At 70.8% G+C, this 20,231-nt stretch carries 15 protein-coding genes and 2 riboswitches; of the genes, 11 read left to right on the forward strand and 4 right to left on the reverse strand.

Annotated elements, in window-relative coordinates; all coding sequences use genetic code 11:
* Positions 1–70 precede the first annotated feature (70 nt).
* Complete coding sequence (locus IM689_RS12310; protein ID WP_047312758.1) at positions 71–628, forward strand: mycothiol transferase; 558 nt, start codon at positions 71–73, stop codon at positions 626–628.
* Positions 629–634: 6 nt separating this feature from the next.
* Here the strand turns inward: IM689_RS12310 and bluB are convergent, their stop codons facing one another.
* Positions 635–2,293: a 5,6-dimethylbenzimidazole synthase gene (gene bluB, locus IM689_RS12315; protein ID WP_193644210.1), complete on the reverse strand. Its 1,659-nt coding sequence runs from the start codon at positions 2,291–2,293 to the stop codon at positions 635–637.
* Between the two features lie 89 nt (positions 2,294–2,382).
* On the reverse strand, positions 2,383–6,036 hold the full coding sequence (gene cobN, locus IM689_RS12320; RefSeq protein WP_193644211.1) for a cobaltochelatase subunit CobN: 3,654 nt from the start codon (positions 6,034–6,036) through the stop codon (positions 2,383–2,385).
* Between the two features lie 58 nt (positions 6,037–6,094).
* Positions 6,095–6,218, reverse strand: a riboswitch (cobalamin riboswitch).
* A gap of 11 nt (positions 6,219–6,229) precedes the next feature.
* On the opposite strand from cobN, the gene IM689_RS12325 reads away from it, so the two are divergent.
* The 3 genes from IM689_RS12325 to cobJ are packed head-to-tail and all read left to right on the forward strand — an operon-like array spanning position 6,230 to position 9,536.
* Positions 6,230–7,339 (forward strand): cobalamin biosynthesis protein CobG, encoded by a 1,110-nt coding sequence (locus IM689_RS12325; RefSeq protein ID WP_319803881.1) that lies wholly within the window; start codon positions 6,230–6,232, stop codon positions 7,337–7,339.
* Positions 7,336–7,998, forward strand: a complete 663-nt coding sequence (locus IM689_RS12330) for a precorrin-8X methylmutase (RefSeq protein ID WP_193644213.1) — start codon at positions 7,336–7,338, stop codon at positions 7,996–7,998. The genes IM689_RS12325 and IM689_RS12330 overlap by 4 nt, the downstream gene beginning before the upstream one ends.
* Complete coding sequence (cobJ, locus tag IM689_RS12335) at positions 7,995–9,536, forward strand: precorrin-3B C(17)-methyltransferase (protein WP_193644214.1); 1,542 nt, start codon at positions 7,995–7,997, stop codon at positions 9,534–9,536. The genes IM689_RS12330 and cobJ overlap by 4 nt, the downstream gene beginning before the upstream one ends.
* Before the next feature lie 27 nt (positions 9,537–9,563).
* Here cobJ and IM689_RS12340 read toward each other — a convergent pair whose 3' ends face one another.
* Complete coding sequence (locus tag IM689_RS12340; RefSeq protein WP_193644215.1) at positions 9,564–10,316, reverse strand: cobalt-precorrin-4/precorrin-4 C(11)-methyltransferase; 753 nt, start codon at positions 10,314–10,316, stop codon at positions 9,564–9,566.
* A complete protein-coding gene (cbiE, locus tag IM689_RS12345) occupies positions 10,313–11,542 on the reverse strand; it encodes a precorrin-6y C5,15-methyltransferase (decarboxylating) subunit CbiE (protein ID WP_193644216.1) in 1,230 nt (409 codons plus the stop codon). The genes IM689_RS12340 and cbiE overlap by 4 nt, the downstream gene beginning before the upstream one ends.
* Positions 11,543–11,633: 91 nt before the next feature.
* Positions 11,634–11,809: riboswitch (cobalamin riboswitch) on the forward strand.
* Between cbiE and IM689_RS12350 the strand changes: the two genes are divergently transcribed.
* The 7 genes from IM689_RS12350 to cbiB all read left to right on the forward strand — a co-directional run bounded on the left by IM689_RS12350 (position 11,806) and on the right by cbiB (position 20,228).
* A complete protein-coding gene (locus tag IM689_RS12350; protein WP_193644217.1) occupies positions 11,806–13,917 on the forward strand; it encodes a VWA domain-containing protein in 2,112 nt (703 codons plus the stop codon). It overlaps the preceding riboswitch by 4 nt.
* The gene (gene cobO / locus IM689_RS12355; RefSeq protein WP_129663412.1) at positions 13,917–14,531 is read left to right on the forward strand and encodes a cob(I)yrinic acid a,c-diamide adenosyltransferase; all 615 of its coding nucleotides are present in this window, start codon (positions 13,917–13,919) and stop codon (positions 14,529–14,531) included. Before IM689_RS12350 ends, cobO begins: the two co-directional genes overlap by 1 nt.
* Positions 14,528–17,020 (forward strand): cobyrinate a,c-diamide synthase, encoded by a 2,493-nt coding sequence (locus IM689_RS12360; RefSeq protein WP_319803882.1) that lies wholly within the window; start codon positions 14,528–14,530, stop codon positions 17,018–17,020. Before cobO ends, IM689_RS12360 begins: the two co-directional genes overlap by 4 nt.
* Positions 17,017–18,006 carry a uroporphyrinogen-III C-methyltransferase gene (gene cobA, locus IM689_RS12365; protein WP_193644219.1) on the forward strand — a complete coding sequence of 330 codons (990 nt, stop codon included), beginning with the start codon at positions 17,017–17,019 and terminating at the stop codon, positions 18,004–18,006. The genes IM689_RS12360 and cobA overlap by 4 nt, the downstream gene beginning before the upstream one ends.
* Positions 17,999–18,763: an adenosylcobinamide-GDP ribazoletransferase gene (locus tag IM689_RS12370; protein WP_227484797.1), complete on the forward strand. Its 765-nt coding sequence runs from the start codon at positions 17,999–18,001 to the stop codon at positions 18,761–18,763. The genes cobA and IM689_RS12370 overlap by 8 nt, the downstream gene beginning before the upstream one ends.
* Entirely contained in the window at positions 18,760–19,293 is a 534-nt protein-coding gene (locus IM689_RS12375) for a bifunctional adenosylcobinamide kinase/adenosylcobinamide-phosphate guanylyltransferase (RefSeq protein ID WP_193644268.1), read from the forward strand. The genes IM689_RS12370 and IM689_RS12375 overlap by 4 nt, the downstream gene beginning before the upstream one ends.
* Complete coding sequence (cbiB, locus tag IM689_RS12380; protein ID WP_193644220.1) at positions 19,290–20,228, forward strand: adenosylcobinamide-phosphate synthase CbiB; 939 nt, start codon at positions 19,290–19,292, stop codon at positions 20,226–20,228. The genes IM689_RS12375 and cbiB overlap by 4 nt, the downstream gene beginning before the upstream one ends.
* Positions 20,229–20,231 lie beyond the last annotated feature (3 nt).

Below are 20,231 nucleotides of genomic sequence, written 5' to 3' on the forward strand. Positions count from 1 at the left end.
GGACCGAACCTGTCCGGAAGGTGCGCTCTGATGGGTGCACGGCACGAGCCAATGACGAAAGGGACCCGCCATGTACCTACCCCAGATCGACGACGAACGCACCACCTTGTGCAACTACCTCGACGTCCAACTCGACGCGATCCGCGCGAGCGCGTACGGCCTCGACGACGAGCAGGCCCGCCGGACGCCGCTGCGCAGTGCGCTCAGCATCAGCGGCATCGTCAAGCACATCGTCTACTGCATGAAGCAGTCCTTGTCCGGCGCCGGACACCACGAACACGACCAGCCGTTCGAGGCGTTCGCCGCGAGCTTCACGCCCACCCCGGAGGAGACGCTCGATGTGCTTCTCGGGGTCTTCGACGACGTGCGTGCCCAGTACACACAGATGTGTCGAGAGGGTGACGTCGAAACAGAACTGCCCGTGGGGCCCATGCCGTGGTTCGGGATGGACGAGGCGCGCCCGGCGAAGCTGCGCTACCTCTACGTCCACCACGTCGAGGAGTTCGCTCGGCACGCGGGCCACGCGGACATCATCCGTGAGGAGCTGGACGGCGCGACGGCCGGTGAGCTGCTGGCAGCTGTGGAGGGCTGGCCGGCGAACGACTACATCACGCCCTGGCGGTCGTGACACGCCTCAGTCGGTCGTCCTGATGCTCGTGCGGCGCGCTTCGAGCCCGCGCAGGAGCATCCCGGCGGCGAGCACTCCGCCGACACCTTCACCGGCACGCAGACGCAGATCGAGCAAGGGCTCAAGTCCGAGTTCCGTGAGGACGAGTGCGTGCCCCTTCTCCCTGCTGCGCTGGCCAGCGACGAGGTAACCCTGCACCGCCGGCTCGAGACGGCACGCGACGAGCGCGGCCACGGAGGTCGCGAGTCCGTCGAGCACGATCGTCGTCCCGGCGTCCGCCGCTGCGAGGCAGACTCCCGTGAGAACGGCGATCTCGGGTCCTCCGAGACAACGCAGGGCTCGCCGGGCGGCGTCGGCGTCCGAGCTGAAGGTTCCCGAACGCTCCAAGGCGGCGCTGACGACCTCGAGCTTGCGCTTCGACATCGCAGCATCGGCTCCCGAACCGAGCCCGACGACGTCGTCGGCGTCGACGCCGAGCAGCGCGCACGTCAGTGCGGCCGCCACGGTCGTGTTGCCGACACCCACCTCGCCGAGGACGACCAGTCCGTCGGCGGCGGCCCGCCGCCCGACGTTCTCACCGACGGTGACGCAGCGCTCCAGATCGTCGTCGGTGAGGGCGTCGGCGTCCCGAAGGTTGCCTCGCTTTCCACCGGGTCGGGCATCGATCGCCCCGGTGACGAGCTCACTCACGCCGGCGTCCACGACGTCCACCGCGAGACCTGCGGCTCGGGCGTGGGCCGCTCCGAGCGAGCTCGGGTCGGCCAGGGCATGGCCGAGAACGTCGGCCGTCACGTGCGGCTCGTAGGCGCTGACGCCGAGCTCGACGACGGGGTGGTCGGCACCCGCCAGGACCAGGCGCCCTCCGGAGGTCTGCGGACCGGACGTCGCCACGACACGGTTGAGGGCCCGGTCGAGGACGCCCAGTGACTCCGGCGGTGCGAGGAGCGTGTCCGCGCCGTCCCCTGCCTCGACGAGTGCGTCGCCGTCGGGCGCGCGCAGGTGCGACAGCGGTTGCGCCGGTGCCCCGTCGCCCTCGGGCCACCGCTCCTCGAGCACGACGTCCTCGAGCGGCAGCTTCATCGACCAGGACGCGCGCTGCAGGCCGGGCCCCGGCGGGCGCTCGTCCGGCCAGCCCAGGCACATCCACCCCAGCGTCTCGACTCCCTCGGGTGCCCCGATGAGGCCGGCCAGGTCGGACGGCTCGAAGAGCGTCACCCACCCCATCCCCAGACCGAGCGAGCGCGCCGTGAGCCACATGTTCTGAATGGCGCACGCGCACGACCAGACGTCGGTCTCGGTGAACGTGGCCCGACCGAGAACTCCGTTCGCCGGCGTCCGCCGATCGCACGCCACGACGATGCCGATGGGCGCTTCGCGCAGGCCCTCGAGCTTGAGGTCGAGGAGGCGCGCCGCGCGCTCCGGCAGCAGGTCGCGTGCCTGACGCAGCCGCGCCGTGTCCGCGAGGTGCGCCGCGCGCTCGCGCGTCTCGGGTGAACGAACGACGACGAACCGCCACGGCTGGCTGTGGCCAACCGACGGCGCGCTGTGACCCGCCTCGAGCACCCGCTCGAGCAACTCGGGCTCGACCGCATCCGGCCGGTACCGCCGGATGTCACGTCGCCCGGCGATGACCCGCCCGAGCGCCTCGGTGACCTGCTCACCCATGGCCCAGCCGCGCGGATCCTCCCGGCGTTCCCGTGCGGAGGAGGCGTCCCCGACCGTCGGTCGCGGTCGTCGGGGCGCGCCCGACGGCGTCACTGCTCCAGCTCCCCTTCGACGTCGAGGTAGACCTGCTGCATCGCGGCCATCGTCTCCGGGTTCGGGTTCTCCCACAGGCCACGGTCGGCGGCCTCCCCGAGCTTCTCGACGATGCCGTGCAACGCCCACGGGTTCGCGTGGCGCATGAACTCCTGCGTCTGCTCGTCGAGCACGTAGGACTGGGCGATCTGCTCGTACATCCAGTCGGGCACGACGTGGCTCGTCGCGTCGAAGCCGAAGAGGTAGTCGACGGTGGCGGCCAGTTCGAAGGCACCCTTGTATCCGTGACGTCGCATCGCGCCGATCCAGCGCGGGTTGACGACGCGCGCACGGAAGATGCGCGAGGTCTCCTCCGTGAGCGTGCGAGTCCTGATGGCGTCGGGCGTCGTCGAGTCGCCGACGTACGCCTCCGGCTCCTCACCCGTGAGTGCCTTGACCGTGGCCACCATGCCGCCGTGGTACTGGAAGTAGTCGTCCGAATCGAGGATGTCCGACTCGCGGTTGTCGACGTTCTTCGCCGCCACCTTGATGCGGCGGTAGTTGCGCTCCATGTCGTCGCGGGCCGGAGCGCCGTCGAGGTCGCGGCCGTACGCGTAGCCGCCCCAGGTCGTGTACACCTCGGCGAGGTCGGCGTCGCTGCGCCAGTTGCCCGAGTCCATGACCTGCAGCAGACCGGCCCCGTAGGAGCCCGGCTTCGAACCGAACACGCGCGTGCGAGCACGGCGCTCGTCGCCGTGGGCCACGACGTCGGCGCGGGCGTGGGCGCGCACGAAGTTCATGTCGTCGGGTTCGTCGAGGTCGACGACGAGGCGGACGGCGTCGTCCAGCATCGCGATGACGTGCGGGAACGCGTCACGGAAGAAGCCCGAGATGCGCACCGTGACGTCGATGCGGGGCCGGCCGAGGTCGTCGAGCGGGATCGGCTCGAGGCCGACGACGCGGCGGGACTGCTCGTCCCAGGTCGGCGTGACGCCCAGCAGGGCGAGGATCTCGCCGATGTCGTCGCCGCTCGTCCGCATCGCCGAGGTGCCCCACGCGGACAAGCCCACGGACTCGGGCCACTCGCCGTGCTCGTCGCGGTACTTCGCGAGCAGCGAGTCGGCCATGGCCGTGCCCGTCTCGTACGCGAGACGGCTCGGAATGGCCTTGGGGTCGACCGAGTAGAAGTTGCGGCCCGTCGGCAGCACGTTGACGAGGCCGCGCAGCGGCGAGCCGCTCGGCCCGGCGGGCGTGTACCCACCGTCGAGGGCATGGAGGACAGCCGTCAGCTCGTCAGGCGTCTGAGCGAGGCGGGGTACGACCTGGGTTGCAGCGAACGTCAGCGAGGCCTCGACGCCCGAGCGGTCGACGTCGGCCAGACCGTCGAGTTGCTCCGCGACGATGGAGGACACCGCGTCGGCGGACCATCCCGCCTGCGCCAAGGCACTGACGAGGGCGTGTGCCCGCTCCTGCGCGGCGTCCGTCGCGGTGCGATCGGTGCTCGTCACCTCGAGTCCGAGGGAGGTCCGCAAGCCGGGAACACCGTCACCACCGCCGCCGAACAGCTGGCGGGACTGGAGCATCGCCACGACGAGGTTGACGAGTTCGTCGCCCTCCGGCGCGCGCCCGAGAACGTGCAGACCGTCACGGATCTGGACGTCCTTGATCTCGCACAGCCACCCGTCGACGTGCATGACGAACTCGTCGAAGTCGTCCTCGTCCGGCTGCTCGTCGAGACCGAGGTCGTGGTGCAGCTCCGCTGCCCGAATGAGGGTCCAGATCTCACCGCGAAGCGCGGGCGCCTTCGCCGGGTCCATGACCGAGACGTTTCCGTACTCGTCGAGCAGCTGCTCGAGGCGCGCGATGTCACCGTACCCCTCGGCGCGGGCCATCGGCGGCACGAGGTGATCGACGATCGTCGCGTGCGCTCGGCGCTTGGCCTCGGTGCCCTCACCCGGATCGTTGACGAGGAACGGGTAGATGAGCGGCAGGCTGCCGAGGGCCGCGTCCGTGCCGCAGGAGGCCGACATCCCGAGGCTCTTGCCCGGCATCCATTCGAGGTTGCCGTGCTTGCCCATGTGGACGACGGCGTGCGCGCCGAACTCCTCCTCGAGCCAGCGGTAGGTGGCGAGGTAGTGGTGCGTGGGCGGAAGGTCGGGGTCGTGGTAGATGGCGATCGGGTTCTCGCCGAACCCGCGCGGCGGCTGGACGAGGATGACGAGGTTGCCGCTGCGCATGGCCGCCGCGACGATGTCACCGTCGGGGTTCTCCTGGCGGTCGACGAAGAGCTCACCGGGCGCTTCTCCCCAGTGCTCGCGCATCGCGTCGGTGAGGTCGCTCGGTAGCGCGTCGAACCAACGGCGGTAGGTCGCGGCAGGGATACGGACGTGGGCGTCGCCGAGCTGAGCATCCGTCAGCCAGTCCGGATCCTGCCCGCCAGCGGCGATGAGGGCGTGGATGAGCGCGTTGCCTGCTGTGGTGTCCGGGTGCTCGTCGTCGACGGGTGCGACGCCGTGCTCCCCGCCGACACCGTCGAGCCCGGGAATGGCACCGGGCTCGCCGAGGTCGTAGCCCGCGTCACGCATGGCGCGCAACAACCGAATGGTCGAGACAGGCGTGTCGAGGCCCACGGCGTTACCGATGCGGGAGTGCTTCGTCGGGTACGCCGACAGCACGACGGCGATGCGGCGCTCGGACGGCGCGAGCCGACGCAGGCGGGCGTGGCCGAGCACGATGCCGGCGACACGTGCGCAGCGCTCCGGGTCGGCGACGTAGGTGGCGAGACCGTCCTCGTCGAACTCCTTGAAGGAGAACGGCACCGAGATGATGCGCCCGTCGAACTCGGGCACGGCGACCTGGGTCGCCACGTCGAGCGGCGTCATGCCGTCGTCGGAGTCGAGCCAGTCCTCACGCCCCCAGGTGAGGCACAGCCCCTGGACGATCGGCACGTCGAGCGCGGCCAACGCCTGAACGTCCCAACTCTCGTCGTCCTCACCGGCGCCGGCGCTGGCCGGACGCGTGCCGCCCGCGGCGAGCACCGTGGTGACGAGTGCGTCGTAGCGACGCAGGTGCTCGAGCAACTCGGCTTCGGGGTCGCGCAGCGACGACACGAAAACCGGTTCGCCGACACCCCCCGCGGCATCGAGAGCATCGGCCAGGGCGTGGACGTAGGCGACGTTGTCCGCGACGTACTGGGCTCGGTAGAAGAGCACTCCGGCCCGGGGCCCCTCAGGCGTGGGAGCTTCCGGGCGCTCGAGGACACCCCACGACGGGGTCGTGACCGGCGGGTCGAAGCCCTCACCGGTGAGCAGAAGGGTGTCGCTGAGGAAGGCGTGCAGTGACGCGAGGTTCCTCGCGCCACCCTGAGCAAGGTAGTCGTGGGCCTGGCGGGCGACGCCGGGCGGGGTGGTCGAGCACTCGATGAGCGCCGCATTCGGCTCCTGCTCGCCGCCGAGGACGACGACCGGGACACCTGACGCAGCGAGGGCGTCGAAGCCGTCGAAGAGGTCCTGTGGTCCGCCGAGAAGGCGCACGACGACGATGTCAGCTCCGTCGGTGACCTCGCCGATCGGGCGCGGCCGGGCCGGGTTGGCGATGGCGTAGTCCGCACCGCTGGAGCGCGCGCTGCGCAGGTCCGTGTCGGAGGTTGAGATCAGGGCAATACGAGCCATCAGGCGCTCCTTCGTGAGTGTCCGCGCTCACGTCGACGTCGTGGACTCTCCCGGGTTCCCCGGCGAGCCGGTCGCGGCGGCGTTCCTGACTTGCACGAGGGCTCACAGTGGCGGGACCGTCCCGGATTCACACCGGGTTCCGCAGCTCACGACCAGCCCCGACCCTACCTGGCTTACCCCTATGCTGGGCGCCGTGCCGTCCCGCCAGATTCACGATCGCTGCCCCGGAGTCCTGCGACCGTTCGCAGCCGACGACGGCGCCATCGTCCGGCTGCGACTTCCTGGGGGACGCACCGACATAACGGAATTGGTCGACATCTCCGCTCTCGCCGAGGAATTCGGGGCACCCTTCGTCCAGCTGACGTCACGCGGCAACCTTCAGCTTCGTAGCCTGCCCGAGCCTCTACCTGAGGCCTTCGTCCGGACGGTGGAGCGACTGGGGTTGCTTCCCTCGGCCACCCACGAGCGAGTTCGTAACATCGTCGCCGATCCGTCGCCCGAACTCGACTGGCTCGTTAGCGAACTCGATGACCGACTGCAGCGGGACGACGCCCTCGCCACGCTTCCGGGACGGTGGCTCTTCGCACTCTCCGACGAGACGGGCTCTTCGCTGGACGCGCCGTACGACGTGGCGTTCCAACAGTTCTCGCCCACATCCGGTCGCCTCCTCGCCGGCCGACAGTCGCGCCCCTGCTCCCCCGCCGAGGCCGTGAGCGCTCTGCTCGACGTGGCGAACCGGTTCCTCGCCGTCCGAGAGTCGGAGGCCGTGTGGAACCTGCGTGATCTGCCCGCCAACTCCCCGGTGTTCGACGGCTTCGACGATGACGACGATGGAGGCGGTGACACCACTACCGCTGAGCACGGGCGAGGCTCCGACCCGACGGGCGTGAGCAGCGTGGAGCTCACCGAACTCGGAGTACCTCTCGGCTTTCTCACTCCCGTCCTGGCCGACGCGTTGGTCGCGACCCTCGGCTCGTCGGCACGGATCGTCGTGACGCCGCACCGGAGCCTCGTCCTACCCGCCGACACGTCGCCCGAGGCGCTCGATGAACTGATTGCGGCCGGATTCCACTGCGCGACGGATCCGCGACGCCGTGTGACGGCCTGCATCGGCGCGCCATTCTGCCGCCGCACCGACTCCCCCACCGTCGAGATCGCCCGCACAACCCCCGCCCCCGAGGCCGACGGACGCCTTCACATCGTGGGCTGCGAACGAGCCTGCGGCCGACCGACTTCCACCCACACCCTCGTCGTGGCGCCGCGCAGCGCCGACGACGTGGCCGACGCACGAGGTGACCGATGACGACGCCCCCCACCCGCCGGTATGCGTACGAACGTGACGGGCAGGCGATCTACCGAGAGTCGTTCGCGACCATCCGACGAGAAGCCGACCTGTCAACGCTGCCCGAGTCACTGCACACGGCGGCCGTTCGCATCATCCACGCGGCGGGCGACGTCGACATCGTCGGTGAGATCGAGGGAAGCCCCGACGTCGCCGACGCCGTTCACAACGCCCTCAGCGCCGGCGCGAACATTCTCACCGACTCGTTCATGCTCGCGAACGGCGTGACGCGCCGCCGCCTTCCGGACGACAACGAGGTGCGCTGCACCCTGCGCGACCCGGCGGTGCCCGACCTCGCTCGCGCGTGGGGTACGACGCGCTCCGCGGCCGCTGTCTCGCTCTGGGAGCCATGGCTCGACGGCGCAGTGGTCGCGATCGGCAACGCACCGACGGCGTTGTTCCACCTTCTCGAGGTCATCGCCGACGGCGGCCCGCGCCCCGCAGCGATCATCGGAATGCCGGTGGGCTTCGTCGGCTCGGCCGAATCCAAGATCGCGTTGAGCACCTTCGCCCCCGAGGGCGGGCCAGTGCCGTGGCTCACGGTGCACGGACGTCGGGGCGGCTCGGCCATGGCTGCTGCCACGATCAATGCTCTCGCGACGCGGGACGAGCTGGCATGAGCGCGTCGGCACCCGCAGCTCTGCACGTCGTCGGACTCGGGCCGGGCGATCCCGAGCTCATCACCCTCAAGGCGGCCCGCCTCGTGGACTCCGCGGATGTCGTCGCCTACCACCGGGGCCCGAAGCGATCGAGCATCGCGCGTTCCATCGTTGCCGAACTCCTCGCCGAGCGTGCGGTGCCCGCCGTCGAGGAGGAGCTCGTCTACCCCGTGACGACCGGGGAGGCGGCCCACCCGCGCGGGTACCACGGCGCTCTGGCGGACTTCTACCTCGACTGCGCCGCCCGGCTGGGTGCGCACCTGCGCGCAGGACGCACCGTCGTCCTCCTCGCGGAGGGCGACCCCTTCTTCTACGGCTCGTCGATGTACGTCCACGACCTGCTCGCCGAGGAGTTCGAGACGCATCGGGTTCCCGGCGTCACGTCCGTCTCCGGCGCGACAGCGGCCATCGGTTCAGGGTTGTGCCGTCACGAGGACGTACTCACGGTTCTGCCGGGCACCTTGCCCGCGCCGGAACTCGCGCGTCGCCTCGCCGACACCGACGCCGCCGTCATCATGAAGCTCGGGCGCACGTTCGCCAATGTGCGTGAGGCACTGCGCCAGGCGAACCTGCTCGAACGCGCCGTGTACGTCGAGCGGGCCAGCCGCGACGGTGAACGAGTGCTGCCGGTCGCCGACGTCGATCCCGAGACGGTGCCGTACATGGCACTCGTCGTCGTTCCCGGCCTCGACAGGCGGGCCGACGCTGCCGGCCGCGCGCAGGGATCCGCACCGACGCCGTCAACCAGCCCGTCGGGCGCGGTAGGGACGGTTCACGTCGTCGGCCTCGGGCCCGGTCCCGACCGGTGGCTGAGCCCCGAAGCGACCGAGGTCCTGGGTCGAGTGGCCCACGTCATCGGGTACGCGCCGTACGTCGAGCGCGTGCCGCAGCGACCCGGGCTGACGCGTCACGCGAGCGGAAACACCGTCGAGGTCGACCGCGGAGCCCTCGCGCTGCGCCTTGCCGCCGACGGCGAGGACGTCGCAGTGGTCTCGGGTGGCGACGCGGGCGTGTTCGGCATGGCGTCAGCGGTGTTCGAGGCGCGCGAGAACGCCGACGTAGGTCTGCGCAACGTCACCGTGCACGTCGTTCCTGGCATCACGGCAGCTCATGCCGCGTCGGCCCTCGCGGGCGCGGCCCTCGGTGCCGATCACGCGCTCATCTCGCTCTCGGACCGCCTCAAGCCGTGGGATGTCATCGACGCGCGACTGCGAGCCTGCGCCCAGGCCGATCTGGCCATGGCCTTCTACAACCCCCGATCGGCGAGCCGGCCGCACCAGTTCGGCGACGCGCTCACCGTCCTGCGCGAGGAGCTTCCCCACGACCGGGTGGTGGCCGTGGCTCGCCACGTCGGTCGCGACGCCGAGGAACTGCGCACGACGACGCTCGGCGAGGTGGATCCGGAGACGATCGACATGGGGTGCCTCGTCATCGTCGGCGCAAGCTCCACGCGCGTCACCGAGAACGGACGCGTCTGGACGCCGCGCTTCGTCAGCTGAGGTACCGCACCTCACGGACGTTCAGCGTCAGTTGCCCGTCGGACGCTCGCGACACGCGCTGTAGAGGTGCGACTCGACGAAGTCGTCGCTCGCGAGCGCGGGGCCGACGAGGATGACAGCGGCCTGACGCAGCCCGGCTTCCGCGACGAGCGCAGGCATTGAGGTCAGCGTTCCGCGCAGGACGAGCTCATCGGGCGTACTCACGCGGTACCCGACAACGACCGGGCACTCCATGCCGTAGTGCTCCGCAAGTTCGGCGCACAACCGGTCGGTGTGACGAATCGCGAGGTGCAGCGCGAGGGTCGCACCCGTGCGGGCGAAGTTCGTGAGCTCCTCCCCCGGCGGCATCTTCGTCGAGTCCCGCTGGGCGCGGGTGAGCACGAGTGACTGCGTCACCTCAGGGGCCGTGAGTTCGCGTCCGATGACGGCGGCTGTGGCCGCGTAGGCGGGCACGCCCGGGCAGACCTCCCACGGCACTCCGAGAGCGTCGAGTCGTCGGGTTTGCTCGGCGAGAGCCGAGTAGATCGACGGGTCGCCCGAGCACAGCCGCGCGACGTCCGCTCCGCGGGCGTGAGCCTCGGCCATGAGGCGCGTGATGTCGTTGAGGTCGAGACGTTGCGTGTCGATACGTTCGGCGTCGGCGGGCAGGTGAGCGAGCACGGCCGCGTCGAGGTAGGTGCCGGGGAACAGGCACACCGACGAGCGCTCGAGCAGGTTCACGGCGCGCAGCGTGAGGAGATCGGCCGCTCCCGGACCGGCACCGATGAAGTGGACGGTCATGCGGACTCCTTCGACCTGGGGGGCCGCGTCAGGCACCACTGAACGACGCTACGGGCAGGCTTCCAGCCGTGAAAGCGCCCGAGAGGCTCGAGATGTTCGACGGCAAGGCGGGTGAGTGAGCCGCCGTGCGTGCGGTGTACCTCGTGAAGCAGCGCTTCGCTCTCTCTCGTCACGGCGTGGGCGACGAGACGACCACCGGGCCGCAACGCTGCGATCGCGGCGTCCAGGACGTCACGATCCAGTCCACCGCCGAGGAAGACGGCATCCGGTCGAGGCAGGTCGTCGTCGCGCACGGCGGCGCTAGTGCTGGTGACGTGGACGTCCACGCGGGAGGAGACGCCGAAGCGGGCGGCGTTCTGCGTCACCCGAGCGGCACGGTCCGGATCGCGCTCTACGGCGACCGTGCGGGCACGCGGGGCAGCGAGGCACCACTCGACCCCCACGGCCCCCGAGCCGGCGCCGAGGTCCCACAGGACCTGACCGGGCCACGGGCGCAGCCGGGCGAGGGCGGTGGCACGCACGTCTCGCTTCGTGATGAGTCCGTCGTGCTCAAAAGCGTCGTCGGCACGACCGGGGGCTGGCCCGAGGGCTTGTGGCTCGGCGTCGAGAACACCGACCTCGAGGCACACGACGACGAGGTCAGGGGTGCGTTCGTCACCCCACGCAGCGCAGGTGGTGCTGTTCGAGCCCTCGTTCTGGCCACCGAGGTGCCACCACGCGGTGAGCTTTGCGGTTCCGGCGCCTGCCTCCACGGCGAGGCGTGCAACCTCCGCGGGGCCGTCGCCGTCCGAACAGAGCAGGACGAGACGGGAGCCCGGGGTGACGAACGGAAGGAAGCGGTCCGTGGATCGGCCGACGAGGGTGACGACGTCGACGGACTCCGCCGACCACCCCATCCGAGCGCGGGCCAGCGCCTCCGACGAGAGCGCCGGGTGGACACGCACCGCCTCCCGACCAACTGCCTTGATCAGCGTCGTTCCGATGCCCGACAACAACGGGTCTCCGGACGCGAGAACGACTGTGTTCCTGCTTGATTCGCCGACAAGCGACTGCAGTTTGTCGCGCAGCGGAGACGGCAGGGGTCGCCGTTCCTGCTGTCCCATCGACGGCAGCAGGTCGAGCTGACGTGGGCTTCCGATGACGGTGTCGGCCCGTCCCACGAGGTTCCGTGTGGCTTCAGAGAGACCACTCCACCCGTCGTCCCCGATGCCCACGACCTCGATCATGGCCGACACCCTACGACAAGGCTGGGCACCGACGGCGGCCCTGAGGGACGCGAAACCTCGGATCGGCCCGGACACCACCACGGCGCGCGCGTCTGCCATGATGTCTCCCGGTTGCATGACGAGGAATACCGGTGAGAATCCGGAGCGGTCCCGCCACTGTGAGCTTCCCTTCGAAGCGAGCCAGGACGTCGTCATCACCTGCCACGTGCACGAGCCGTGGCATCTCGTACGGCAAGCGTGGTCACTTGCCAGGAGGATTCGTGATGTCCCGTTATCCCTTCACGGCCGTCGTCGGCGCAGACGACCTCGAACTGGCTCTCGTGCTGACGACGATCTCACCGGCCATCGGTGGTGTGCTCGTTCGCGGCGAGAAGGGCACGGCCAAGTCGACCATCGTGCGCGGGCTCGTCGACGTGCTCCCCCGGATCGACGTCGTCGCCCGATGCCGCTACAGCTGCGACCCGCGGACCCCGGAGCCGAACTGCCCCGACGGCCCTCACGACGCCGACGGTGACGCCACGAGTCGCCCGGTCCGCCTTGTCGAACTTCCCGTCGGCGCCGGCGACGACCGAGTCAGTGGCTCGCTCGATCTGGCCCGGGCCTTGGGCGCCGGCAGCGCCGAGTTCCGTCCCGGTCTTCTCGCCGAGGCCAACCGGGGGTTGCTCTACGTCGACGAGGTCAACCTCCTGCACGACCACCTCGTCGATCTCCTTCTCGACGCATCGGCGATGGGTAGCAATACGGTCGAGCGTGACGGCATGTCGGTGACGCACGCAGCCCGTTTCGTTCTCGTCGGCACGATGAACCCCGAGGAGGGCGAACTACGCCCCCAGCTGCTCGACCGTTTCGGTCTCTCCGTCGACGTCGCTGCCTCGCGTGACCCCGAGGTCCGCGCCGAAGTCGTCACGCGTCGACTCGCCTTCGACGCGAACCCCGATGCGTTCCTCGAACGATTCGCGGGCCATCAGGCTCGCCTGCGAGAGCGCATCGCCGCGGCCCAGGAGCATGTCGGAGGGGTTGTCCTTTCCCCGTGGGCGCTGCGCACCATCGCCCGCGTGTGTGCCGGCTTCGACGTCGACGGGATGCGTGCCGACATCGTCATCGCGCGAACGGCCAGTGCGCACGCCGCGTGGCGTGGCGCCGACGCCGTCGAGCGTGAGGACATCCGCGCAGCGGCCGTCCTTGCGCTCGCACACCGCCGACGCCGCGGCCCCTTCGACCCGCCCGGCCTGGACGAAGACCTTCTCGATCGGCTGCTCGACGAGGAACCGCCCCCGCCGCCCGAGGGTGGCGACGATCCCGACGATGAGCCGCAGGGGCCCGACGACGAGGAGCCGTCCGACTCCGAGGCCACCGACGAAAGCGAAGCGACTGACGGGCCAAGCGCCGATTCTCCTCAACCGCCGCCTGCCCAGGACGACAGCCCGCGTGACGAGCAGTCACCCACGTCCTCGCACGACACGCACGCCGAGACAGAGGCGGAACAGAGCCCTGCCGATACACAGGACGAACCGCAGAACGCGGCCGCACCCGTCGCGACGGCATCGGTCGGCGCCCCCTACCGCCCACAGCGCTTCGAACTGTCGAGCATCGGTCGAGGTGAGGCCGGACGACGCAGCCGCGCCGAAACGACGACGGGCCGCGTCGTCGGTGTACGCCCCGATCGTGAGGGCAAGGTCCACCTCCTCGCGACGGTCCGCGAAGCGGCCGTGCGGCAAGTAGCACGGAAGGCCGAGCCCGGCTCGGGGCTCCTCGTCGAACCGGCGGACCTGCGCCATGCGCGGATCATGGGCCGTGAATCCAACCTCGTCCTCTTCTGCGTGGATGCCTCGGGCTCGATGGCCGCACGCAAGCGGATGAGCGAGGTCAAGACCGCCGTGCTCTCGCTCTTGCTCGACGCCTACGAGCGTCGCGACAAGGTTGGCCTCGTGACGTTCGCCGGCGACGGTGCCCGCCTCGTCCTGCCGCCGACCTCCTCCGTCGACCGAGCCGCGACCCTGCTCGCCGACGTTCCGCACGGCGGGCGCACCCCTGTCGCGGAGGGCCTGCTCGAAGCGGCGGACGTGCTGCGCATCGAGCGGCTGCGCGACCCGAACCGACGTCCCCTGCTCGTGCTCGTCACCGACGGCCGCGCGACGAGCGGCGAGCGCGCCCTCGAGCGAGCCTTCGACGTGGCCGATAGGTGGCACTCCCTCGACGTCGAGACGATCGTCGTCGACTGCGAATCGGGACGCTTCCGACTCGGCCTCGCGGGGCAGCTCGCCCAGCGGATGCTGGCCCGTCACGTACCCCTCGAGCAGGTCTCGGCCACCGGCCTCATCGACGCCATCGCTCCCGCGGCGACGCCGCGCACCTCGAACGGGAAGGCAGCCTGATGCCCCAGGGACAGACCCCCAGCACTCCGGACGACGGCCTCACGACCCGTCAGCGCCGCAACCGCCCCCTCGTCGTCGTCCACCACGGCGCGGGCAAGGGCAAGTCGACGGCCGCCTTCGGGCTCGCGCTGCGCGCCTGGAACCAGGGCTGGTCGATCGGCGTCTTCCAATTCGTGAAGTCCGCCAAGTGGCGCATCGGTGAGCAGGCCGCGCTCGAAGCGCTCGGTGAAGTCCACACGAGCACGGGCCAGGGTGGCCCGGTCGAGTGGCACAAGATGGGCTCCGGCTGGTCGTGGTCGCGCCGCGCCGGCTCCGAGGAGGACCACGCTGCCGATGCGCTCGAGGGGTGGCGCGAGATCCAGCGACGACTGGCCGCCGATACACACGGCTTCTACGTCCTCGACGAATTCACCTACCCCATCAAGTGGGGTTGGATCGACCCGCACGAGGTGGCCGAGACCCTGTCCTCGCGCCCCGGCCACCAGCACGTCGTCATCACCGGACGTGACCCGCACCCCGCGCTCATCGAGGTCGCCGATCTCGTGACGGAGATGACGAAGGTGAAGCACCCGTTCGATTCCGGCCAGAAGGGCCAGCGGGGCATCGAATGGTGAGTGGATCAGGGGCGCGCGACTCACACGTGCTCCCTCGCGTCGTCCTCGCTGCGCCCTCGTCGGGGCAGGGCAAGACGACGGTCAGCGTCGGTGTCATGGCCGCGCTGGCCGCGCGCGGGTTGAATGTGGCGCCGGCCAAGGTCGGCCCGGACTTCATCGACCCCGGCTACCACGCGCTCGCCACGGGGCGCGTCGGGCGCAACCTCGATCCGTGGATGCAGGGTGAGGAACGCATCGCGCCGCTTCTGCTCGCCGGGGCCCACCAGCCGGACCCTGCGGACGTTGCCGTCATCGAAGGTGTCATGGGCCTTTTCGACGGTCGACTCGGCACGGACGGTTTCGCCTCGACGGCTCACGTCGCTCGGCTCACACAGTCGCCTGTCGTCCTCGTCGTCGACATCTCCTCGGCGAGCCGGAGCGTTGCGGCTGTCGTTCACGGGCTGCGCTCGTTCGACCCGCGCCTCGACGTCGCGGGCGTCATCCTCAACAAGGCCGGGTCGCCGCGGCACGCCGACGAAGTGCGCCGGGCCTGCGCCGAGGCCGACATCCGTGTGCTCGGTTCCATGCCGCGCGACGCAGGCGTCAGCGTTCCGTCCCGCCATCTCGGACTCGTGCCCGCCGAGGAGAGCGCGGACGCCCGCGCCACGCTCGACCACCTCGCGCGTGCCACCGCAGAGCACATTGACCTCGATGCGCTGCTCGAGGTGGCCCGCGCCGCGGCGCCGCTTGAGGCGACACCGTGGACGCCACCCGCGCGTCAGCTCGCGCCCGGTGACGAACGACCCAGGGTGGCCGTCGCCGGCGGCCGCGCCTTCACATTCCGCTACGCCGAGACCGACGAGCTGCTGCGCGCCCAGGGCCTCGAACCCGTCGTCTTCGATCCCGTGACGGACGAGGCTCTGCCCGAGGGCACGCGTGGCCTCTACCTCGGCGGCGGCTTCCCGGAGGTACACGCTGCGGCGCTCGCGAAGAACCGATCGCTGCTCAATCACGTTGCCGCGGCTGTCCGCGCGGGGGTACCGACCGTCGCTGAGTGCGCGGGCATGCTCTACCTCCTCGCCGAGGTCGACGGACACCGCTTCGCCGACGTCATCGACGCGCGCGCGACGATGAGCCCGCGCCTCACCCTCGGCTACCGCGAGGCGATCGACCCAGCCTTCCCGGACAACCCGCCCGTGCGCGGCCACGAGTTCCACCGCACCGTCACCGAGCCCCGTACGGGCGGGCAGCCCGCCTGGGAGTTCGACGGTGCTGCCGAGGGATTCGCGCTCGACCCCGCGGGCGCCGGGCACCCCACCGTTCACGCGTCCTACCTCCACACGCACTGGGCCGGAGCGCCGGAGCGGGCCGTCACGTTCGCGGACGCCGTTCACGCCGGCCCGCAGGCTCCGTCTGCGCCCGGCGCCCACGGACGAAGCTTCTTCTCCGGGGAAACGCCGGTCGGCAACCCCACGCTCTTCCACGGCGACGACGAGCTGGACGAGGCACTGATCGACTTCGCCGTCAACGTCCGCGCCGCGCAGCCACCCGCCGACCTCACGCGGCACCTCGCCTCCAATCTCTCCGGCCTCGCGGCGTACCCCCGTGCCGACGCCGCCCGGGACGCCGTCGCAGCGCGTCACGGGGTCGCGCCGCATCAGGTGCTGCTGACGAACGGTGCGGCGGAGGCCTTCACCCTCATCTCGCGCGGTCTCGAGTTCGACACGCCCCTCGTGGTTCACCCCCAGTTCAGCGAGCCCGACGCCGCCCTGAAGTGCGCAGGCCATCGGCCGAGACCTCACATCGTGCGAACGTGGCTCGGCGAGAGCCTCGACAGCGTTCCGGATGACGCCGACCTCGTCGTCGTCGGGAACCCGACGAACCCCACGGGTGCGCTTCACTCCCGGGCCGAGCTTCTCGCCCTGCGCCGACCGGGCCGGATCCTCGTCGTCGACGAGGCGTTCATGGACCTCGTGCCCGGCGAGCACGCCTCGCTCGTCAACGGACCCGTCGACGACGTCGAGGGCCTGCTTGTCGTCCGCTCGCTGACGAAGACCTGGTCGATCGCCGGCCTGCGCGCCGGCTACCTCGTCGGCGACACCGAGCTCGTCGCCCTGTGTTCTCACGCCCAACCGCACTGGTCGGTCAACACGCTCGCGGCCGAGGCCGCGATCTTCACGACCTCACCAAGCGCCCTGCGCCAGGTGGCTGAGTGGGCTGTCGAGACCGAGCAGTGGCGCGAACACCTCGTCGACCGACTACGCGCGCTCGGTCTGGACCCCTTGCCGTCATGCGCACCGTTCGTCACTGTCGAGGTGGGAACGGGCGTCCACGCACGACTGCGAGAGGAGGGCTTCGCCACACGGCGTTGCGAGACCTTTCCCGGCCTCGGGCCCGAATGGATCCGACTCGCTGTGCGTGACCCGCTGACGACGGACGCCCTCCTCGCCGCCCTCGGGCGAGTCCTCCAGCGAACCGGCGAGGCGGACCCGAGGGAGCCCAGGTCATGAAGCAAGCTCTTGTCCATCGCACCGACGAGCGCGTCGGGGTTGTCGTCGCCGACCTCGCAGAACGGGGCTTTCGGGTCGACGTTCCCACGCAGGAACGGTCCGCCGTCACGGAGGATCTGGCTGCGCGGGGCCAGCTCACCCATGTCGAGGAGCCGGACCCCCTCGCGTATGCCCTCGTCGTCGACGCGTCCGCGCACCTGAAGGGTGTTGCGCCCGACGCCCGAAGTTCGGGCAGTTCCGCTCGGAACGCAACGGGGGCGGTGGTCCTCGTCGGGGGCGGGCCAGGCGATCCCGGGCTGCTCACCGTGGCTGGGCTCGAGGCCGTCAAGCAGGCCGACGTCGTCGTCTACGACCGGCTCGCGCCCTTGGCCTCACTCGCGCACGCCCGGCCGGACGCCGAACTCGTCAACGTCGGCAAGATCCCGCGCGGGGAATTCACGCCGCAGGAGACGATCAACGCCCTCCTCGTGGAGCGCGCCCGCGACGGCAAGCAGGTCGTCCGCCTCAAGGGCGGCGACAACTTCGTCTTCGGCCGCGGCGGCGAGGAGTGGCTCGCCTGCGCCGACGCCGGCGTCCCGGTGATGCTCGTCCCCGGCGTGACCTCCGCGGTCGCGGTTCCGGCGCTCGCAGGCATCCCGCTCACCCATCGCAGCCTCACGCAGGGCTTCAGCGTCGTCAGCGGCCACGTGGCGCCCGGCGACCCGCGCTGCACCGTCGACTGGCGCTCACTCGCCACCGGCGGGCTGACGATCGTCGTGCTCATGGGCGTGGCCAACCTGCGGGCGATCGCCGGCGAGCTCCAACGCCACGGCCTGGCACCAACCACGCCGGCGGCCTGCATCGCCGACGGTGCGACACCGACGCAACGACACGTCGTCACACCGCTCGCCGACCTTGCCGACGCCGTGGCGCGAGGCGGGCTCGAGCCGCCGGCCATCACGGTGATCGGCGATGTCGTCACGGCTTTGGGAGGCGCTGATGGCTAGCCTCCTCGCGGGTTTGCGGCTGGCCATGGGCACCCTGAGCGTCGTTCCGGTCGGGGAGGTCGACACCTCCCGTCCCACGGCACGCGTCGCCATGACGCTCGCACCGGTGGCGGCTCTCCCGGTGGCGGTGGGCGTCGGCCTCACGGTGTGGGCCGCCGATCTCGCGCAACTCAGTCCGCTCGTCGTCGGGTTCCTCGCTGTGGCTGTCTCCGCTTTGCTCACCCGCTGCATGCACCTCGACGGACTCGCCGACACTGCCGACGGTCTCGGCGCCGGATGGGATCGCGAGCGGGCGCTCGCCGTCATGAAGCGAGGTGACGTGGGCCCCATGGGCGCGGTCGCCCTCGTCGTGGTGCTGGGTCTGGAGGCCGCCAGCGTGGCGGCGCTCGTTGATCATCCCGTTGTCATCGGCGCCGCGTGGTGCGCCGGCCGGGCCGCCTGTACGGCCCTGGCAGCCGGCCCATCCCCCGCGACAACCGGAGGAATGGGCGCCCTCATGACGCGCACCGTCTCCCCCGCCGTCGCTGCCCTCGCCGTCGCGCTCGTCGCTCTCGCGCTGGCCGGGGTCGCGGCTCTCTCCGGCCTGCAGCCGATCGGAGCGTGCGTCGCAGCCGCCGTTGCCGTCGTCGTGGTGAACGCTCTGGTCATCGTGTGTCGTCGCAGTTTCGGCGGTATCACCGGCGACGTGTTCGGCGCGGCCGTCGAGGTCGCCACTGCGACGCTCCTCGTCGTGCTCGCCTCGGGAGCGTGGCGATGAAGACGCTCGTCACGGGAGGCGTGCGCTCCGGAAAATCGACCTACGCCGAGGGCCTCCTCGTCGACGCAACGTACGTGGCCACCGGCGCACCCCGCGACGACGCCGACTGGCAGGAGCGGGTACGGCTCCACCAGGAGCGGCGGCCGGCTTCGTGGCGGACGCTCGAAACCCTCGACGTTGCGGCAGCCCTCACCGCGACAACCGGCCCGATCTTGCTCGATGACGTCGGCAACTGGCTCTCGCGCACCCTCGACGCCCTCGACGCCTGGATCGACGAGACACCGCGGCGCGGATGGCAGACGGCGTACCGCGGCGCGAGTGAGTCTCTCGTCGACGCCATCGCGAACTACGAGGACGATCTCGTCATCGTGACGAACGAAGTCGGCTTCGGCCTCGTCTCTCCGTACGCCTCCGGCCGACTGTTCGCCGACGAACTCGGCCGGCTCAACCAACGCATCGCCACTGCCTGTGACGAGGTCGTCCTCGTGGTCGCGGGCTCCCCCCTCGTCATCAAGGACGCACACCGATGAACGCACGCGCGCTCGGACTTCTCCTCGGTTACGGTGCCGACCGCCTGCTCGGCGACCCACAGCGTGGCCACCCTGTGGCGGGCTTCGGGACGTGGGCTCTGGCGTGTGAGCGGCAGCTCTACGCACCCAGCCGGACGCGCGGCACCTACTTCGTCGTCGTGACGACGGCCCCGTGGGTGGGGCTGGCGGTGCTCGCGACGCACCTGCCCGCCTCGCGCACGCTCGTCACCGCCGCGGTCACATGGGCCGCCCTCGGAGGCCGCAGTCTCGAACGCGAGGCGCTCGCCGTGCACGAGTTGCTCTTCGAAGGCGAACTCGAAGGCGCCCGCCAGCGGATCCGGTCACTCGTGGGCCGGGACACCAGCGCGCTGGAGGCTGACGCTCTCGCCCGAGCCGTCGTCGAATCGCTCGCCGAGAACCAGTCGGACGCCGTGGCAGCCACGCTCGTCTGGGGTGCTCTCGCGGGCGCTCCCGGAATCGTGCTCCACCGCTGCGTCAACACACTCGACGCGATGGTCGGACACCGGTCCGAGCGCTACGCGGACTTCGGCTGGGCCGCCGCCCGCCTCGACGACGTCCTCAACTGGCTGCCGGCGCGGGTCAGCTTGCTCGCGACGGCTGCCGTCGTAGGTGCGACCGACGGGACGAGTGCCGCGCGGCGCGCGCTCACCGGCGCGTCCCGCGACGGCGCGCGGCACCCCAGCCCCAACGCCGGCCCCGTGGAAGCGGCTGCGGCGTACGCCCTCGGTGTGCAGCTCGGGGGGCTCACCACCTATGGCGACCGCGTGGAAGACCGCGGTCAGCTGGGCGACGGTCGTCCCGTGTCCGTCCGTGACATCCGGCGCGCGGCAACGCTGACGCGACAGGTCGGCCTCGTCGTCCTCGGGGCCGCAGTGACCGCGACCGCCATGGGTGGACGGCTTCGACGCCGGTAGAAC

Origin of the sequence: Dermacoccus barathri, assembly GCF_015070805.1 — a bacterium.
Taxonomy (GTDB): domain Bacteria; phylum Actinomycetota; class Actinomycetes; order Actinomycetales; family Dermatophilaceae; genus Dermacoccus; species Dermacoccus abyssi.

Coding starts and splice junctions, on each gene's coding strand:
- IM689_RS12310 (WP_047312758.1), top strand. CDS start 71: ATGTACCTACCCCAGATCGACGACGAACGCACCACCTTGTGCAACTAC.
- bluB (WP_193644210.1), bottom strand. CDS start 2,293: ATGGGTGAGCAGGTCACCGAGGCGCTCGGGCGGGTCATCGCCGGGCGA.
- cobN (WP_193644211.1), bottom strand. CDS start 6,036: ATGGCTCGTATTGCCCTGATCTCAACCTCCGACACGGACCTGCGCAGC.
- IM689_RS12330 (WP_193644213.1), top strand. CDS start 7,336: ATGACGACGCCCCCCACCCGCCGGTATGCGTACGAACGTGACGGGCAG.
- cobJ (WP_193644214.1), top strand. CDS start 7,995: ATGAGCGCGTCGGCACCCGCAGCTCTGCACGTCGTCGGACTCGGGCCG.
- IM689_RS12340 (WP_193644215.1), bottom strand. CDS start 10,316: ATGACCGTCCACTTCATCGGTGCCGGTCCGGGAGCGGCCGATCTCCTC.
- cbiE (WP_193644216.1), bottom strand. CDS start 11,542: ATGATCGAGGTCGTGGGCATCGGGGACGACGGGTGGAGTGGTCTCTCT.
- IM689_RS12350 (WP_193644217.1), top strand. CDS start 11,806: ATGTCCCGTTATCCCTTCACGGCCGTCGTCGGCGCAGACGACCTCGAA.
- cobO (WP_129663412.1), top strand. CDS start 13,917: ATGCCCCAGGGACAGACCCCCAGCACTCCGGACGACGGCCTCACGACC.
- cobA (WP_193644219.1), top strand. CDS start 17,017: ATGAAGCAAGCTCTTGTCCATCGCACCGACGAGCGCGTCGGGGTTGTC.
- IM689_RS12370 (WP_227484797.1), top strand. CDS start 17,999: ATGGCTAGCCTCCTCGCGGGTTTGCGGCTGGCCATGGGCACCCTGAGC.
- IM689_RS12375 (WP_193644268.1), top strand. CDS start 18,760: ATGAAGACGCTCGTCACGGGAGGCGTGCGCTCCGGAAAATCGACCTAC.
- cbiB (WP_193644220.1), top strand. CDS start 19,290: ATGAACGCACGCGCGCTCGGACTTCTCCTCGGTTACGGTGCCGACCGC.